14 protein-coding genes are annotated in these 17,533 nt (G+C 71.8%); 2 read left to right on the forward strand and 12 right to left on the reverse strand.

Annotated elements, in window-relative coordinates:
• Positions 1-72: 72 nt before the first annotated feature.
• Positions 73-2,934 carry a type I DNA topoisomerase gene (gene topA / locus ACWEGE_RS18570; RefSeq protein ID WP_449661676.1) on the reverse strand — a complete coding sequence of 954 codons (2,862 nt, stop codon included), beginning with the start codon at positions 2,932-2,934 and terminating at the stop codon, positions 73-75.
• Between the two features lie 296 nt (positions 2,935-3,230).
• Between topA and ACWEGE_RS18575 the strand changes: the two genes are divergently transcribed.
• Entirely contained in the window at positions 3,231-4,037 is an 807-nt protein-coding gene (locus tag ACWEGE_RS18575; RefSeq protein ID WP_449661677.1) for a S1 family peptidase, read from the forward strand.
• An 18-nt stretch (positions 4,038-4,055) separates the two neighbouring features.
• Here the strand turns inward: ACWEGE_RS18575 and ACWEGE_RS18580 are convergent, their stop codons facing one another.
• The 3 genes from ACWEGE_RS18580 to ACWEGE_RS18590 form a co-directional block, all read right to left on the reverse strand.
• Entirely contained in the window at positions 4,056-4,700 is a 645-nt protein-coding gene (locus ACWEGE_RS18580) for a hypothetical protein (RefSeq protein WP_449661678.1), read from the reverse strand.
• A 51-nt stretch (positions 4,701-4,751) separates the two neighbouring features.
• The gene (locus ACWEGE_RS18585) at positions 4,752-5,342 is read right to left on the reverse strand and encodes a hypothetical protein (RefSeq protein WP_449661679.1); all 591 of its coding nucleotides are present in this window, start codon (positions 5,340-5,342) and stop codon (positions 4,752-4,754) included.
• A gap of 145 nt (positions 5,343-5,487) precedes the next feature.
• Positions 5,488-7,782: a sodium-translocating pyrophosphatase gene (locus tag ACWEGE_RS18590; protein ID WP_449661680.1), complete on the reverse strand. Its 2,295-nt coding sequence runs from the start codon at positions 7,780-7,782 to the stop codon at positions 5,488-5,490.
• A 348-nt stretch (positions 7,783-8,130) separates the two neighbouring features.
• On the opposite strand from ACWEGE_RS18590, the gene ACWEGE_RS18595 reads away from it, so the two are divergent.
• Entirely contained in the window at positions 8,131-10,632 is a 2,502-nt protein-coding gene (locus ACWEGE_RS18595) for a DEAD/DEAH box helicase (protein ID WP_449661755.1), read from the forward strand.
• A gap of 93 nt (positions 10,633-10,725) precedes the next feature.
• Here the strand turns inward: ACWEGE_RS18595 and ACWEGE_RS18600 are convergent, their stop codons facing one another.
• From ACWEGE_RS18600 to ssd, 8 genes are all read right to left on the reverse strand, one after another.
• Positions 10,726-11,343 carry a bifunctional DNA primase/polymerase gene (locus tag ACWEGE_RS18600; protein WP_449661681.1) on the reverse strand — a complete coding sequence of 206 codons (618 nt, stop codon included), beginning with the start codon at positions 11,341-11,343 and terminating at the stop codon, positions 10,726-10,728.
• Positions 11,344-12,236: 893 nt separating this feature from the next.
• Entirely contained in the window at positions 12,237-12,659 is a 423-nt protein-coding gene (locus ACWEGE_RS18605) for an Rv3654c family TadE-like protein (RefSeq protein ID WP_449661682.1), read from the reverse strand.
• Complete coding sequence (locus ACWEGE_RS18610) at positions 12,646-12,981, reverse strand: TadE family type IV pilus minor pilin (protein WP_449661756.1); 336 nt, start codon at positions 12,979-12,981, stop codon at positions 12,646-12,648. Before ACWEGE_RS18610 ends, ACWEGE_RS18605 begins: the two co-directional genes overlap by 14 nt.
• Before the next feature lie 20 nt (positions 12,982-13,001).
• Positions 13,002-13,178: a DUF4244 domain-containing protein gene (locus tag ACWEGE_RS18615; protein WP_449661683.1), complete on the reverse strand. Its 177-nt coding sequence runs from the start codon at positions 13,176-13,178 to the stop codon at positions 13,002-13,004.
• 27 nt (positions 13,179-13,205) lie between these two features.
• Positions 13,206-13,922, reverse strand: coding sequence for a type II secretion system F family protein (locus ACWEGE_RS18620; RefSeq protein WP_449661684.1), 717 nt, complete (start codon positions 13,920-13,922; stop codon positions 13,206-13,208).
• Positions 13,919-14,677, reverse strand: coding sequence for a type II secretion system F family protein (locus ACWEGE_RS18625; RefSeq protein WP_449661685.1), 759 nt, complete (start codon positions 14,675-14,677; stop codon positions 13,919-13,921). Before ACWEGE_RS18625 ends, ACWEGE_RS18620 begins: the two co-directional genes overlap by 4 nt.
• A gap of 64 nt (positions 14,678-14,741) precedes the next feature.
• Complete coding sequence (locus ACWEGE_RS18630) at positions 14,742-15,893, reverse strand: TadA family conjugal transfer-associated ATPase (RefSeq protein WP_449661686.1); 1,152 nt, start codon at positions 15,891-15,893, stop codon at positions 14,742-14,744.
• Positions 15,894-16,190: 297 nt separating this feature from the next.
• Positions 16,191-17,258, reverse strand: a complete 1,068-nt coding sequence (gene ssd, locus ACWEGE_RS18635) for a septum site-determining protein Ssd (RefSeq protein WP_449661687.1) — start codon at positions 17,256-17,258, stop codon at positions 16,191-16,193.
• Positions 17,259-17,533: the final 275 nt, after the last annotated feature.

Consider the following 17,533-nt stretch of genomic DNA (forward strand, 5'->3'; position numbering starts at 1 on the left):
ACATCCGTTCGAGGTGTCACCTGAAGGTGTGACGCCGAGGGCCTCCCACCTGCGGGAGGCCCTCGAGCCGGCTTACTTGGCCTTCGTGGCGGTCGAGCTCGACCGCTTGGCCGTGGTCGCCTTCTTCGTCGTGCCCGCCTTGACCGTCTTCGCCGTGGTCGCCGCCGGCTTGCGCGCCGGCGCCTTCCGCTTCGGCGCCGGCCCCTTGGCCCGCTTCTCCGCCAGCAGCTCAGACGCCCGTTCCGCGGTCAGCGACTCGATCTCGTCGCCCTTTCGCAGCGTCGCGTTGTACTCACCGTCGGTCACGTACGGACCGAACCGGCCGTCCTTGACGACCATCGGCTTCTTCGAAACCGGGTCCTCGCCGAGCTCCTTGAGCGGCGGCTTCGCCGTGGCGGAGCGCCCACGCTGCTTCGGCTCCGAGTAGATCTTCAGCGCTTCTTCGAGGGTGATCGAGAAGAGCTGGTCCTCGGTCGAGAGCGAACGCGAGTCCGTGCCCTTCTTCAGGTACGGCCCGTAGCGCCCGTTCTGCGCCGTGATCTCGTCACCGGACTCCGGGTCCTTGCCGACCACACGCGGCAGCGACAGCAGCTTCAGCGCGTCGTCCAGCGTGATGGTCTCGATGTCCATCGACTTGAACAGCGAGCCCGTGCGCGGCTTCGGCGCCTTCGCCTTCAGCGCCTTCTTCTGCGCGGCCGTCGCGTCCTCGGGGATCTCGATCTCCGGCAGCACCTCGGTCACGTACGGCCCGAAGCGGCCTTCCTTCGCGACGATGTCGTGCCCGCTCACCGGGTCGGTGCCCAGCGTGCGGCCCTCCTGCGGGGTCGCGAACAGCTTCTCCGCGATCTCCTGCGTCAGCTCGTCCGGCGGCAGGTCCTCCGGCAGGTTCGCGCGCTGCGACTCGCCGTTGACCTCGCGCTCCAGGTACGGCCCGTAGCGGCCGACGCGGACCACGACCGTGTGCCCGTCGGCGTCGCTGAACAGCGGGATCGAGTTGATCTCGCGCGCGTCGATGTCCTCGACGCTGCCCTCGACCAGCTTCTTCAGCCCGCCCAGGCGGCCGATCGAGCCGTCGACGCCCATGTCGCCGCCGAAGTAGAACTTCGACAGCCACTGCGCGCGCTGCTCGTCACCGGCCGCGATGCGGTCGAGCTCGTCCTCCATGCCGGCGGTGAAGTCGTAGTCGACCAGCCGCTCGAAGTGGCGTTCCATCAGGCCGATCACGGCGAACGCGACCCACGACGGAACGAGCGCGGAGCCCTTCTTCCAGACGTACCCGCGGTCCTGGATGGTCTTGATGATCGACGCATACGTCGACGGGCGGCCGATGCCCAGCTCTTCCAGCTTGCTGACCAGGCTCGGCTCGGAGTAGCGGGCCGGCGGCGACGTCGTGTGCCCGTCCGGGCTCAGCTCGGTCGCGGTCAGCGCCTGGTCCTTCTCCAGCACCGGCAGGCGGCTCTGCTTGTCGTCGGCCTCGCCACCAGTCTCGGTGTCGACCGCCTCGACGTACGCCTTGAGGAAGCCCGCGAAGGTGATCGTGCGGCCCGAAGCGGCGAAGGTGCACTCCTCGCCCGAGGTCGCGTTGCCGACGATCCGCACGGACATCGTGGTGCCCTTGGCGTCCGCCATCTGCGACGCGATCGTGCGCTGCCAGATCATCTCGTAGAGCCGGAACTCGTCGGTGTCCAGCTCGCCCGCGACCTGGCCCGGCGTGCGGAAGACCTCGCCCGACGGGCGGATCGCCTCGTGGGCCTCCTGTGCGTTCTTGACCTTGCGCGTGTACTGGCGCGGCGTCGGCGAGACGTACTCCTTGCCGTACAGCTGCGTGGCCTGGCTGCGCGCGGCCGAGATCGCCGACTCCGACAGCGTCGTGGAGTCGGTACGCATATAGGTGATGTAGCCGTTCTCGTACAGCTTCTGCGCGATCCGCATGGTGCGCTCGGAGGTGAACCGCATCTTGCGGCCGGCCTCCTGCTGCAGCGTCGACGTCATGAAGGGCGCGTACGGCTTCCGCGTGTACGGCTTCTCCTCGACGCTCGAGACCTTGAAGTCACGCTGCTTCAGCGCTTCGGCCAGCCGCCGCGCGTCGGCCTCCGCGAGCACGCGGACCTCGGTGTTCGACGCCTTGAGCTGCCCGTCCGAGCCGAAGTCACGGCCCGTCGCCAGGCGCGCGCCGTCGACGGCGACCAGGCGCGCCGGGAAGTTCCGCGGCGACGCCTCTTCACCGGCGTCCATCGTCGCCGAGATGTCCCAGTACGACGCCGAGGTGAAGCGCATCCGCTCGCGTTCGCGCTCGACCACGATCCGGGTCGCCACCGACTGCACGCGGCCCGCCGAAAGCTTCGGCATGACCTTCTTCCACAGCACCGGCGAGACCTCGTAGCCGTAGAGGCGGTCGAGGATGCGGCGGGTCTCCTGGGCGTCGACGAGGTCGGCGTCCAGCTCACGGGTCGAGTCGGCGGCCGCGCGGATGGCCTGCTCGGTGACCTCGTGGAAGACCATCCGGCGGACCGGGACCTTCGGCTTCAGCGTCTCGAGGAGGTGCCACGCGATGGCCTCGCCCTCGCGGTCGGGGTCCGTGGCGAGGTAGAGCTCGTCGACGTCCTTCAGCAGGCCCTTGAGCTCGGTGACCTTGGACTTCTTGTCCGGGGTGACCACGTAGAGGGCCTTGAAGCCGTTGTCGACGTCGACGCCGAGCCGCGCCCACGCCTCGCCCTTGTACTGGGCGGGCACGTCGGCGGCACCACGCGGCAGGTCGCGGATGTGCCCGACGGAGGACTCGACGACGTAACCGCCGCCGAGGTAGGGCGCGATCTTGCGGGCCTTCGTCGGCGACTCGACGATGACCAGCCGCCGGTGCCCGGCGCCGTTGTCCGCCGTGGCTCCGTTCTTCTTGGTCCGTGCTCCTGCCACGCTGTCCTGCTCTCCGCTCATCTCGTCCCGCCGCCGCGGGACTGCACCACGTCCCTGCCAGGGCCCGTGTCTCGACCTGCCAGTGTGCACGCTGTTCCCGGCCGGACGGCGCGGAGGTGGTCCAACACGCCGCCGGTCCTGTGCCCAGCGCATCGCCGCTGACCTCGACGATGTTTCCCCAACGTACCTGCCAAGTGATTTCGGCCACGTCCCGCGCAGCCTAGCGCGTGACCGTCCGGATACCCTCCGTTCGACGGTGGTGGGCACGGGGACGTCACCGCTTCACTGGTTTCCCCGCCCAGCCGAAAGGATCCGCCATGACCCGACGCCTGCTCGGCGCCCTGTTCACCGCCGCGACCGCCACAGTATTGCTGGGGGCCACTCCGGCGAACGCGGCCGTCGCGAACTTCGCCGGCACCGTGGCCCTGTCCAACTGCTCGGGATCGGTGGTCAAGCCGGCCGCGACGCCCGACACCGCGCCCGCGCTCGTGATGTCCAACGGCCACTGCCTCGAAACCGGCTTCCCGGCGCCGGGCCAGGTGATCACCAACCGCACCTCCAGCCGGACGTTCACGCTGCTCGACGCCAGCGGCAGCAACAAGGCCACGCTCCGGGCCAAGAAGATCGTCTACGGCACGATGACCGACACCGACGTGTCGCTCTACCAGCTCACCACCACCTACGCGCAGATCAAGGCGAGCTACGGGATCTCGCCGCTGGAACTGTCGAACGCCCACCCCACGGCCGGTGCGGCGATCGACGTCGTCTCGGGCTACTGGAAGCGCGTCTACTCCTGCAACATCGACGGCTTCGTCTACCGGCTGAAGGAGGGCAGCTGGACCTGGAAGGACTCGATCCGCTACACCTCCGCCTGCCAGACCATCGGCGGCACCTCCGGCTCGCCGGTCATCTCCGGGGGCAAGGTCGTCGGCGTGAACAACACCGGCAACGAGGACGGCGAACGCTGCACGGACAACAACCCGTGCGAGGTCGACCAGGCCGGCAACGTCACCGTGCACTACAAGACGAACTACGGCCAGGAGACCTACGGCATCCCGGCCTGCCTCACCGCGGCCAACGAAATCGCGCTCACCCAGGCCGGCTGCACGCTGCCCCGCCCCTGACGCTCCCGCCGCACCCGGTCAGGCCGTGCTCGTCGCGGCCTCCGGGTGCGGTTGTGGTTCCGCGCCCGGCCACGCCGCTTCGGCGCCGGGCGGCGGCTCCCCGATCAGCTCCAGCAGCGCCTCCAACCGGCGTTTCCCGGTGACCTTGACGGCCGGGGTGTCGGCCTTCGGACCGGTCAGCTTCGCCGCGACACCCAACGGCGTCAGCGCTTCGACCAGCCGCTCGTGCATGCCCGGGGCGAGCGGGTCGACGCCCAGCAGGTAACCCTGCGTGCCCGGACGGCCGCCGGCCAGCGCCCACATCCGCAGCATCGCGCCGCTCAGCCGGAACCCCTCCGGCACCGCCTTGCCCGAGTCGTCCTCGACCGGGCCCGCGCAGCCCTCACGCAGCCACCGCAGCGCCAGCGGCAGCAGATCGACCCGGAACGACGTGCGCACCTGCGGACGGCCGCAGTCGGCCTTCGAGACCTGGGCATCCGCACCGCGGCAGCGGAACTCACCGGCCAGGACGTGGGCCCGCCACGGCTCCTCGACGACCACCGACAGCCGGGCGGCCGTGCGCCCGAAACCGGTGATCTGGCCGTGGCAGCACAACAGGCCGGCCAGGTCGCCCAGGCCCGGCCCGCTGGCCTCGGCGGAGAAGAGCGAGATCGTCCGATCCACCGCGCCATACTAGAACACAAGTTCGATTCGCGGCAGGTCTCGCGGGGATCTTCAGCCGGCGGGCTGATCCAGCTGGCGGCAGGCCGGCGCGCGCTGTTCCGCCGCGGCCAGCGCCGGAACGTCCTTGAGGCCCTTGAGGTAGTCGAGCGCGTCGATGCGGTCCAGCGTCGCCTTGGCCTGGCCGAGGGCGTCCTTCGTCGCCGAGGAGTTCCCCCGGGCCGCCTCGATGCGCCGGCGCGCGTTCTCGGCTTCCGTGCGGATTTCGGCGAACTGCCCGATGACGTCCTTGCGCCCGCTGTCCGCCGACGGCATCGGCGGCGCACCGAGCGCGTTCAGCCCGGCCAAGCTCTGGTCGAGCCCGCCGACCACGGAGGAAAGGAGGTCACTGGACGTCCGGGACGCCTTCTGCGGGGTGCTGGGATCGACCGCGGGCAGTGCCGCGAGCACGCGGACCAGGTGCGTCACCGCTTCGCAGTAGCCACCAGCCCAGCTCGCCGCCGGATCGACCCGGGGCGCCACGGTCGTCGCCGGAAGGTCCTGGTCCCGCGGCGGCGCCGGCACCTCGGAAGGCTGCCCGCACCCGGCGAGGCCGATGGCGATCGTCGTGGTCAGAGCGGCGAACACGGCCGACCGCTGCCGCACTGGCGTACCTCCTGCCCGACGACGTCCCGGCAGGCCCGACGGTACCGACTCGGTGGTGCTTCGCAAGTCGCCGGGCCTTTCTGGGACGGGCAGGCCCGGGCCCGGCACGCGTCGCCGCGCACCGGGCCCGGGATCACCGTGGAGCTCAGGCCTTGATTTCGGCCGGGGTGTCGGAAATGACGGTGCCCCGCCGCTTCGACACCACGATCGCCGCCACGATCACGGCGACCGCGACGAGCGAGATGATGATGCGGACGGCGGCGTTCTCGTCGGGACCGATCGAGAACTGCACGACGGCGGGCGCGATCAGCACCGAGACCAGGTTCATCACCTTGATCAGCGGGTTGATCGCCGGGCCGGCGGTGTCCTTGAACGGGTCGCCAACGGTGTCACCGATGATGGTGGCCTCGTGCGAGGACGAGCCCTTGCCACCGTGGTTGCCGTCCTCGACCAGCTTCTTCGCGTTGTCCCACGCGCCACCGGAGTTGGCGAGGAAGATCGCCATCAGGGTGCCGCAGGCGATCGCGCCGGCCAGGTAGCCGGCGAGCGCGCCGGTGCCCAGGCCGAAGCCGACCGCGATCGGGGCGAAGACCGCCAGCAGACCCGGCGTCGTCAGCTCGCGCAGCGAGTCGCGCGTGACGATGTCGACGACCTTGCCGTACTCGGGCCGGGTGGTGCCCTCCATGATCCCCGGGATGTCGCGGAACTGGCGGCGCACCTCGAAGACGACCGCACCGGCGGCGCGGGAGACCGCGTTCACCGCGAGGCCGGAGAAGAGGAACACCACGGCCGCACCGATGATCACGCCGACCAGCGTGTTCGGGCTGACGATCTGGTTGACGAAGGACTTCGCCGTGTCGAGCCCGGTGACCACGCCGGTGCCCATGCCCGACAGCGTCTTCGTGATCGCGTCCGAGTAGGACCCGAACAGCGCCGTCGCCGCGAGGACCGCCGTGGCGATCGCGATGCCCTTGGTGATCGCCTTGGTGGTGTTGCCGACCGCGTCGAGCTCGGTGAGGATCTGCGCGGCCTTCTCGTCGACGTCACCGGACATCTCGGCGATGCCCTGCGCGTTGTCCGAAACCGGGCCGAAGGTGTCCATCGCGACGATGACGCCGACCGTGGTCAGCAGGCCGGTGCCGGCCAGCGCCACGGCGAACAGCGCGATGCCGCCGCCCAGCAGGTAGGCGCCGAACACGGCCGCGCCGATCACGAGCGCGGTGTACACAGCGGACTCGAACCCGACCGAGATGCCGGACAGGATCACCGTCGCCGGGCCGGTCTCCGACGTCTTGCCGACGTCCTTGACCGGCTTGTACTCGGTGCCGGTGTAGTAGCCGGTCAGCTTCAGGATGACCGCGGCGAGCACGATGCCGATGATCACCGCGATGGTCGCGATGACCGCCGGGTTGCCGCTGCCCTCGAAGCCCGCACCGAAGTCGGCGAAGCTGCTCGGCAGGTAGACGAACGCCGCGATCGCCGACAGCACCGCGGAAATGACCGCGGAGATGTAGAAGGAGCGGTTGATCGTGACCAGGCCGCCCTCGCCGGCGCGCGCCTTCGTGATGTAGACACCGATGACGGCCGTGATGACACCGATGGCCGGGACGATCAGCGGGAAGATCAGGCCGTGCACGCCGAAGGCGGTGCTGCCCAGGATCAGCGCGGCGACCAGCATGACGGCGTAGGACTCGAAGAGGTCAGCGGCCATGCCGGCGCAGTCACCGACGTTGTCGCCCACGTTGTCCGCGATGGTCGCGGCGTTGCGGGGGTCGTCCTCGGGGATGCCCTGCTCGACCTTGCCGACCAGGTCCGCGCCGACGTCGGCGGCCTTGGTGAAGATACCGCCGCCGACACGCATGAACATCGCGATCAACGCCGCGCCGAACCCGAAGCCCTCGAGCACCTTCGGGGCCTGCCCGGTGTAGACCAGCACGACGACCGCGGCACCGAACAGGCCGAGGCCGACGGTGATCATGCCGACCACGCCGCCGGTGCGGAACGCGACGCGCATCGCCTTCTCGCGGCCGCCTTCCTCACGCGAGGCGGCCGCGACGCGCAGGTTCGCCTGCGTCGCCAGCCACATGCCGAGGTATCCGATCGCGAACGAGAAACCCGCGCCGACCAGGAAGAAGATCGAACGGCCGATCTTCTCGTTCCAGTCGTCCGCGGGAAGGATGAAGAGCAAGAGGAACACGATCGCACCGAAGATGGCGAGGGTGTTCCGCTGCCGCTTGAGGTACGCGGCCGCGCCTTCCTGCACCGCCTTGGCGATGTCCTGCATCTTGGCGGTGCCCTGGCCTGCGGCCAGCACCTCCTTGAGCAGGACGTAGCCGATGACGAGTGCGGCAAGCGCGACCACGGCGACTACACCGACAATCGTGTAGCCACCTCCGGTGAGCGAGAGATTCCCGCCCTCCGCGAGGAACTGCCGTGACATTCGTCCTCCAGGAGACGTCGCCGTGCGCCAGCGTCGACGGCAAGCCGAGGGTTCGACACGGCCGGCGCTGGCATGGACCCTGTACCGAGCGACACGCTAGCCGGGCAGCAATGCACGTCTCACATGACGCTCACCACAGAGGGTGTGGATTGCGGGAGTGTATTGGTATCGCAACCAGCGTCTTCACGCCGTCCCGGGCACGGTACATTCCGTTACCTTGTGAGCCTCCTCACTTGATCGATCACTCGAACGCCGATCCGTTGGCGCAGCTGGGATGCCGAAACTGTCGTACCCCTGTGCCAAGCTCGGCGGGTGGACGAATCACGTGGGCAGCGGCTGCTGAGGCGGGTGACCGCCGGCGTGCCGGCGCGCGAGCACCCGGTCACGCACGTCGCGGACCTGCCGGGCCGCGCCGCGCGCTACGCAGAGTGGCCGTCGTGGACGGATCCGGCGGTTGTCGCTGCGCTGCGTGACTGCGGCATTTCCGCCCCCTGGGCGCACCAGGTGGAGGCTGCTTCGCACGCGTACGAGGGCCGGCACGTCGTGATTTCGACCGGGACGGCCTCGGGCAAGTCGCTCGCCTACCAGCTGCCGGTGCTGTCCCGGCTCGCCGCGGGCGAGAAGGCGAAAGCTTCGGTTCGGGGGACCCGGGCGGCGGAGCCCCCGGCCCGGGGCGAAGCCCCGGTTGCCACAGCGCTGTACCTGTCACCGACGAAGGCGCTGGGCGCGGACCAGCTGCGTGCCGTGTCCTCTTTGGACGTGCCGGGCGTCCGGGCGGCGGCGTTCGACGGCGACACACCGATGGCGGAGCGCGACTGGGTGCGCGCGCACGCGAACTGGGTGTTCACGAACCCGGACATGCTGCACCGCGGGATCCTCTCGGCCCACGGCCGGTGGGCGACGTTCTTCCGGCGGCTCACCTGCGTGGTCGTCGACGAGTGCCACAGCTACCGCGGCGTCTTCGGCTCGCACGTCGCCCTGTTGCTTCGCCGGCTCCGGCGGGTGGCGGAGCACTACGGCGCTTCGCCGGTCTTCGTGCTCGCTTCGGCGACGACGGCTTCGCCTGCTTCGTTCGCTTCGCGGTTGACGGGCGTGTCTTGCGTCGCCGTGACGGAGGACGCTTCGCCGCGCGGCGCGCGGACGGTCGCGTTGTGGGAGCCGCCGCTGCTGGAGGAGCTGACCGGGGAGAACGGCGCGCCGGTCCGGCGTTCGGCCGGAGCGGAGACGTCCCGGATCCTCGCCGATCTGGTGCTGGAAGGCGCACGCTCGCTGGCCTTCATCCGGTCGCGGCGCGGTGCGGAGCTGGCGGCGCTGGGGACGCGGCGCATTCTGTCCGAAGTGGACCCTGTGTTGGCGGAAACCGTTGCGGCGTATAGGTCCGGTTACCTGCCGGAGGAGCGCCGCGCGCTGGAGGCCGCGCTGTTGTCGGGCCGGCTGCTGGGGGTCGCGACGACGAACGCGCTCGAGCTCGGCGTCGACATCGCGGGCCTGGACGCGGTGGTGCTGGCCGGCTACCCGGGCACGCTCGCGTCGTTCTGGCAGCAGGCCGGCCGGGCGGGCCGGTCCGGCGATTCGGCGCTGGTGGTGTTCGTCGCGCGGGATGACCCGCTCGACACCTACCTGGTGCACCACCCGGCGGCGTTGCTTTCGCGGCCGGTCGAGACGGCGGTGCTCGACCCCGCGAACCCGTACGTACTGGCGCCGCAGCTCGCTTGCGCCGTCGCCGAGCTGCCGCTGACGCTGCCCGAGCTGGAGGTCTTCGGCGGCGCGGCGGCGCAGGAGGTGCTGGCCGAGCTGGCGGAGCAGAAGCTGGTGCGGCGCCGGTCGAGCGGCTGGTACTGGACTTCGCGGGAGCGACCGCACGCCGAAGTCGGCATCCGCGGCACGGGCGGCGAGCAGATCGCGGTGGTCGAATCGGACTCCGGCCGGATGCTCGGAACGGTCGACCCGGGTTCGGCCTGCTTCGCCGTGCACCCCGGCGCGGTGTACCTGCACCAGGGGTCGTCGTACGTCGTGGACGAGCTGGATCTGGAAACCGGGCTGGCGCTGGTGCACGCGGAGAACCCGGACTGGACGACGACACCGCGCGAAGTCGTGGACATCTCGGTGCTGAGCACCCAGGAAAAGCAGGACTACGGCGGGGTGAGCGTCTGCCTCGGCGAGGTGGCCGTGACGTCGCAGGTGGTCGGCTACCTGCGACGGCGGCCGTCCGGGGAGGTCATCGACCACACGCCGCTCGACCTGCCCGAGCAGAGCCTGCGCACGCGGGCCGTCTGGTACACAGTGTCGTCTTCGCTGCTGGGGCCGGCGGTTGCTGCCGGTCGTCCGCGTACTTCGGCCGATGGCGAGGTGGGGACCGGGGGCCATCGGGTGGGGACCGAATCTGCGGGGCCGGTGGGGACCGGGGAGGAACCCCTGGCGAGCGGTCGGGGGCCCGCTCACGAGGGTGGCAGGGCACCGGGGGGTGCCGGATTGGTTCCGGCACGGGTCCCCGGTGCCCTGCATGCCGCCGAGCACGCGGCGATCGGCCTGCTACCGCTGTTCGCTACGTGCGACCGGTGGGACATCGGCGGGGTGAGTACCGCGTGGCACGAAGACACCGGGGAGGCGACGGTGTTCGTGCATGACGGGCATCCCGGGGGTGCGGGATTTGCCGAACGCGGTTATGCCGCGATTGTCCCGTGGCTGGCCGCAACGCGGGAGGCGATCGTCTCCTGCGAGTGCCCGACGGGATGCCCGTCCTGCGTCCAGTCGCCGAAGTGCGGGAACGGCAACGAGCCGCTGGACAAGGCGGGGGCAGTGGCTGTGCTGGGAACCGTGCTCGGGGCGTTGCGTCAACACGGCACCTAGAACGGCCACTTGGTGGTTCATGGAGTTGTGTCCTGCTCCGCCTCGGCCGGGCTGGGACCGGCCGGCGGCGGTGGTTCGGGTGGTTCAGGCCTTTCAGGCTGCGCTGGACTGGACCAGCTGCGGCGAGTGCTCACCGGCCAGGGCCCGCACGAGAACGTCGTGCACCTCGGCGGCGTCCGGCAGCTGCCAGCCGCAGACCTCGGGCTTGACGCGCCAGTGCACGACACCGTGCTGGAACGGCGAGGGCGGGAGCGGGATGTAGCTGCCCTTGCCGTGCCACTGGACGGAGGCCCGGGTGGCCAGCTCGGCCGGCACGTGGTCGGCGACGGTGGTGAGGAAGAGCCAGCGGCCGTTCGGCAGCGCGATGATGGGCGCGGGGTGGCCGATGGCGCGGAGGAGGCGGCAGGCGCGCTTGCCGAGTTCGTCGTCGACCTCGACGGCGTCGAGCACGGTGCCGGTGGCGACGAGCAGGCTGTGGGTGCGGTCGGAGAACCAGGTGGCGACCTCGTGGGCGTGGGTGCCGATCTGCTCACGCCAGTCGTCAATGGCCGGAACGGGACGGCGCCAGGTGAGGTCGTCGCCTTCGGTGAGCGGAGCGGGGTCGACGCCCGGGAGCACCGGCCAGCCGCGCCAAGCGAGCCCGATCGCCTCCGCCCGCAGTTCGATGCGGAAGGCACCGCGCCAGCTGTCCGGCCAATTCGCGTCCAACATTGTGTTTCCTGCCTTCAAGTTCCGGTTCTCCGCGACCCGCTAGACCCTGTCGTGGTGTCGCACATCTCACTTAACGGCAAGTTGCACATTGCCCGGAACCCCCGCGCGACAACCGGTGGTTACGAGGCGATGAACGCCCAGTGATCCATACGGCCCGACCGAACCCCCCGGCACGGCTGGACGGTGAACGGCGACCGCACACGGACCGTTCGTCGCGGGAAACCCCTGAATCCGCGGGGTCCCGGACGCCTCTTCGACGGGGTGAGCGCGCCGCTTCGGCCCAGGTGGGCAGCCGATTCGACCGCTCGCCGTGCACCAACGACCGCTGCCCGTGACAATCGGCCGCTCATCGCCGGGCCGGACGGATCAGCCGGTCACCGCCCCATACCGACCGGTCGGCGTCCGCCGGGCGGCGTGGGGTGGGTGGCGCTGAGGCCGGGTGGCGCGCCGGGGGTGTGGTGTCGCGGACCGGCGACGGTTGTGGTTGTGGCGGCGCGCGGACGGTGCGGTGTGGCGCAGGTGCCCGGTAGTGCGGTGTCGTGCGCTTGGGGGCGTGGTGTCGCGGGTGCGCGACAGTTCAGTATCGCGAGCACGCGGATGCGCAGGCGCCCGACAACGCGGCCCGGTATCCGCGGGCGCCGGGTGTCGCGAGTGCGCGACAGCGCGGTGTCGCGCGCCGCGGACGGGTGGCCTGCTTCTACGGCGCGGCCCGAAGGTGGGGACCGCGCCGGCCGGCCGGGCGAAGAGGTGGGCCGAGGGAGCTGGTGGGGGCATTGGGGCCGCCCGACCCCGCCCGGCCGCCCGGCGGGCGGGGTCGGGGCCAAGGCCGCCGATTTGCGCTGCTTGGCCTGAGTGGTTTGCGCTGCTTGGCCTGGGTGCTGTCGTCCTTCCTCTCAGCGCCGGTGGATGGGTGTACCGCCGAGGCCGTCCGGCGTTGCCGCTGTTGGGGGCTTTGGCTTGGACGTCGGGCCTGCGCGGGCGCGGGCGGATGGTTTCGGCAAGCCTGCGAAGGCCGGGGTGGGGGCCTCGACCTCCACCAGGGCGTCGAGCTGTTGCCATCGGCAGGTCACCAGCCGCACCCTCATGCGGTCGGTGACCCATCTTGCGCGCTCGCACGCCTGGACTGGACCTTCGCTCGCGTGGGAAGCCGCGGCCAACGCGCCCAGGTCGGCCGCGGACTCCGCCTGGTGGCGTGCGATCACCGTCGCTCCCAGCCACAGCGCGACCGTTGCCACGCCCGTCAGGGCCGCCACCGCCATTGCCGTCCAGATCGTGGCCGCTCCGGTGTCCTGCACCTTCTCTTCAGCGCGGGGCACCCGGCGCCTCCGTGCCCGGCTCGGCGACCGCGTAGGCCGTTGCGTCCAGGTGGATTGCCGGGAGGAGGCCGGCCGGTGGGTGGGCTGTCACCGTTGCCGTGATCGTGTCGCCGATTCGCTCGAACGCCAGGTTCGCGTCCGGTGGGGCGATCCGGTGGACCGCGGCCGCCGCCTCGTCGGGGCGGCCTCTGGCCAGCAGGCGCGCCGCCTCGCGGGCCGCGTCTGTGCAGCGCAGCTGGCTCGTCAGCACCATGAGGCCCGCGAACAGCAGGACCGTCACCACCGTCAGGCCGGCCAGGCCGAGCGCTGCCTCGACGGTCACCGAACCGTCGTCCTTGTCTCTCATGACGGCACCGACAGCGCCTTCATGACCAGGTTCGTCAGCCATGAGACGACCGAATCTCCGGTGAGCAAGGAATAGAGGACGGCGGCGAAGGCCGCGACGGCGACCGTGACGATGGCGTACTCGACCGTCGTGGAACCGGCGTCCGAGCGGGGGCGGCGGCGGAACGCGCGCATGGGGCTTCCCTTCGATGGGGTTCGTGGTCAGAAGAGCGGGCCGAGCCGTCCGGCGAGGCCGAGGACGACCGGGAGCACGCCCAGGCAGAAGAAGGCGGGCAAGAAACACAGACCGACCGGCAGGGCGAGCGCCACCCCGGCCCGCTCGGCGCGTTCCTCGGCTTCCGTGGCCAGCTCGTCGCGGAAGCGTCCGGCGAGGTCGCCCGCCGCCGTGGCGAACGCCGCGCCCGAACGGGACGTGCGGACCGCCGCGGCCGCCAGCTCGCCGAGGCCGGGGACGGCCCGCACCGGCGCCCAGGCCTCGTCCGGCCCGGAGCCGAGCGCGAGCAGCCCGGCCGCCGAGCTCAGCGCTGTGCTCGCCGCCACGGGCGCGGTGCCCGCCACGGCCTCCAGCGCCGAGGGAACCGGCAGCCCGGCGCGCAGGCAGGCGGCGAGGAGATCGAGCGTGCCCGCCAGCCGCAGCTTGTCGGCGATGGTCGCGCCCGGTGCTCGCGGACGGCGGGTGCGGTGGATCGCCCACCACCCGGTGGCGGTGACGATCGTGCCCGCCATCACCCCGGCGGCCCCTCCGGCCAGCACCGCCATCGACACCCCGCCCACCGCCGCCGCGATGTGAGGCAGGGCGCGACGCCCCTTGCGAGGGGGCTTCGGGCCGTCGGTCAAGCGGCTCAGGCGCCGCGTGATCGCCTCGTCCGGCCAGCTCAGCAATGCCCCGGCGAGCAGCAGGAGCGCGATGGCTGTCACCGGATCCGCACCCGTCCGGTCAGGGCCCGGCACCAGGCCGTGCCCGCCCAGAGCAGGACGCACCCGGCGACCAGCAGCACCTGGCCCGGCGGGCTGCCGGTGAGCACGGACAGCGGGGCCGCGCCCATGGCCTGCCCGAGGAGCACGCAGAGCACCGGCAGCCCGGTGAGGACCGCCGCGCTCGCCCGTGGCCCGGCCAGCTTGGCGCGCATCCGGCGGCCGAACGCCAGGCCGGCTTCGGCGTCGCGGCGGGCCGCGTCGAGGACTTCGGCCATCGGGAGGCCGTAGCGCTTGCCCAACGTCCAGGCCGCGGCCAGCCGAGGCAGCGCCGGCGCAGGCAACTCGAGGTCGAGGCGGGCCGCCGTCGCCAGCAGGCGGAGATCGGCCGCCACGGCCGGGACCACGTCCGCGGCGGCCTCCGCCGCCGTGACCGGGTGGGCACCGGATCGGAGCTCGGTGACCATCGTCCGCAACGCTGTCGCGGTGTGGGCGGCCATCGCCAGCTCCGCGGTGGCTCGGCGGTGGGCTCGCCACTCCTGGTTCCACGCCAGCGTCAGCACTGCGGCGGCGATCGCGCCTCCGGCACCCGCGAGCAATCCGGCGAGGGCGGCCGGGAGCAGCCAGCGGACGACGCGCCACGCTTCGGGGATCCGGACGGTTCCCGATGGCTCGATCGCGACTTGGAGCCGGTTCGGCGCTGCAGGCCAGCACGCCAGAGCCGCGCCCACGCACAGCGGGAACCACGGGCTGATCATCGGCGCCTCCTTCGGTTGTGCGGGAAAACGTTCAGCAGCAAGGAAATCCGCACCAGCAGGAGGCTCAGCACGCGATCGCCCCCGGGGTCGTGAACAGGTGCCTGTCGACCGTCCACCGGCCCGCGCGCCACACCGGCACGACCCGGGCCCGGCCGTGTTCGGCGCGGAGCACGCCGACCTCGGCGAGCCGGCGGCGCCCGCCTGGTTCGCGCCGCATGTGCAGCACCACCCGGATCGCGGCGACGAGCTGGCTGTGCACGGCATCGCGGCCGAGGCCGCCGAGCGCGGCCAGCGCCTCGATGCGGGCGGGCACCTCGGCCGGGGAGTTGGCGTGGACGGTGCAGGCGCCGCCGTCGTGGCCGGTGTTGAGCGCGGTGAGCAGCGCACCGACCTCTGCGCCGCGGACCTCGCCGACCACCAGCCGGTCGGGACGCATGCGCAGCGCCTGGCGCACGAGCTCGGGCAGGCCGACCGCGCCGGCACCCTCCACATTGGGCGGACGGGCGACGAGGCCGACGAACTGCGGGTGCGCGGGCTGCAGCTCGCCGGCGTCCTCGACGCAGACGATCCGCTCGCCCGGGTCGACCGCGCCGAGCAGCGCGGCCAAGAGCGTTGTCTTGCCCGCGCCTGTGCCGCCGGTGACGAGGAACGCCATCCGCTTCGAGACGACGGTGCGGAGGAGCCGGGCGCCGGCCTCGTCGAACGCGCCGAGTTCGCCGAGGGTGGCGAGGTCGTGCGTCGCCGGGCGCAGGACGCGCAGGGACAGGCAGGTGCCGCCGGCCGCGATCGGCGGGAGGACGGCGTGCACGCGGATGCGGCCGTGGGGCCCGGTGCCGGGAAGCCAGCCGTCGACGTAGGGCTGCGCGTCGTCGAGGCGGCGCCCGGCCGCGAGGGCCAGGCGCTGGGCCAGGCGGCGGACGGATTCCTCGCCCGTGAAGCTGATGCCGGTGCGGGTGAGGCCCTGCGGGCCGTCGGTCCAGACCTCGTGGGGCCCGGTGACGAGGACGTCGGTGGTGGCGGGGTCGTCGAGGAGCGGGGCGAGCGGGCCGGCGCCGACGAACTCGTCGCGGGCTTGGCGGGCCGCGTCGAGCACCGCGTCGTGGCCGAGGGCACCGCCGGCTTCGGCGCGGACGGCGGTGGCGACGGCGACCGGGTCGGCCCGGCGACGGTCGCCGGCCAGGCGGTTGCGGACGCGGTCCACGAAGTCGGTGGTCATGGGTTCAGCCGCCTTGCTCGGTGTGGGCCTGAGGTGAGTGGTGGTGTGATGCCGCAACGCGGGTTCCCGCGACGGACGCGAGCGCAGCTTCGGGTGCCGCAGACCCGCCGAGAGCCGCCGCTGTCACGCGGGTGCCTGACCGTGGTCTTGCGGGTGCGTCTCGCGGGGGCTGCAGCAGCGTCGAGAAGGTCGCCGCGCCTGCCGGGGATCGGGTCAGGAGGCCGATCAGCGTTGGCAGCAGCAGCTCCGACACCCTTGTCGGGGCGCCGGTGGTGCGGAGGTCTTCCGCTGCGGCGGTCATCGGGTGGCCGCCTGGGCTTCGCGGCGGGCTATCGTCAAGATCTCGGCCGCTGTCTTGGCCAAAGGGCCCTTGGGCTTTGCCGGGAATTCGGCTCGCTCCAGTGCTTGCCAGAGACCGCGCTCCGGGGGCATCGCGGCCATCAAGGGCGGGCCGATGAGGGCGGCCGTGCGCACCGCCGGGTCCTTCGAGTGTCCACATGTGACCACGCCGACGCGGGCCGTCAGCTTGGCCAGCCTGTTCAGCACCTTCTTCGCCGCCAGGCAGGCCCGGATCTCCAGCGGCACCATCAGCAGGACCAGGTCGGCCCGCAGCACCACCTCCTCGGCCGCCTCGCCGAGGGTGCGCGGGAGGTCGCACACCACCGTGCGGCCCGCGCGACGGCCGGCGGACAGGATCGCCGACAACGACTCGACCTCCGGGCCGTTGCCGTCGGGCCCGGACGCGAGCACCGGCAGGCTGCCGCCGCGGTGCCTTCGCTGCGGGAGGTCCGCGGCCAGCGACGTCACCGATATCCGGCCGCTCAGCCGGACGTCCGGCCAGCGTGCCCCGGGCGTCTTTTCCAGCCCGAGCAACACATCCAGGCCGCCGGCGAGCGGATCGCAGTCCACCAGCAACGCCCCGCCCGGAGCGCCGTCGGCCACCAGGGCCAGCGTGGCCGCGAACACGGACGCGCCCGCGCCGCCCCGGCCGCCGACCACGCCGAGCACCAGACCGGGTTGCTCCGCCGGTGTCTCGACGACGTCGGCGAACGCGCCGGCGAGCGCCGTCTCCTCGTCCGGCAACGAGATCACGCGCTGGACGCCGCTGCGGAACGCGTGCTCCCACGTCGCCGGCCCCGGGCTGCCCTTGCAGACCAAGAGGACCCCGCCGCGCTTGGGCAGGACCGGTGGGTGCCGCACGGCTTCTTCGTCGAGGACCACCAGTGGCGCATTGGCCCAGTGGCCGCTCGCCGCCGTGAGGTCCGGTGCGCGGTCGAGTTCGCAGCCCGCGACCGCGGCCACGCGCAGTATCTCGTCGAGCACCGTTTCGTCCGCGGCGATCACCAGCGGTCGTTCCCCCGTCATGCGTTCCTCCCCGTCGTCGGTGCGGGCCGTGGGTGGCCCGGGTTCCACCGTCGCGGGCGGGGGCGGGGCGGCACAACGGGTCGGACAGCAGGCTGTGGACAACCGGGGTGTTGTGGACAACTGCCGCTCGTGGAGCGCTCGAGGGCCTGTTCCGACGGTGGGCCGTGGCAGCATCGGGGTTGTCGGGCGACGCATCTGCGGCGGGAATGAGCGCGGACATCCGCACGCGAAGATTTGCGCGCCGTCCCAACCATGAATCCTGGCTCGACGAAAAA

The sequence above is a fragment of the Amycolatopsis sp. NPDC004747 genome (genome assembly GCF_053601335.1).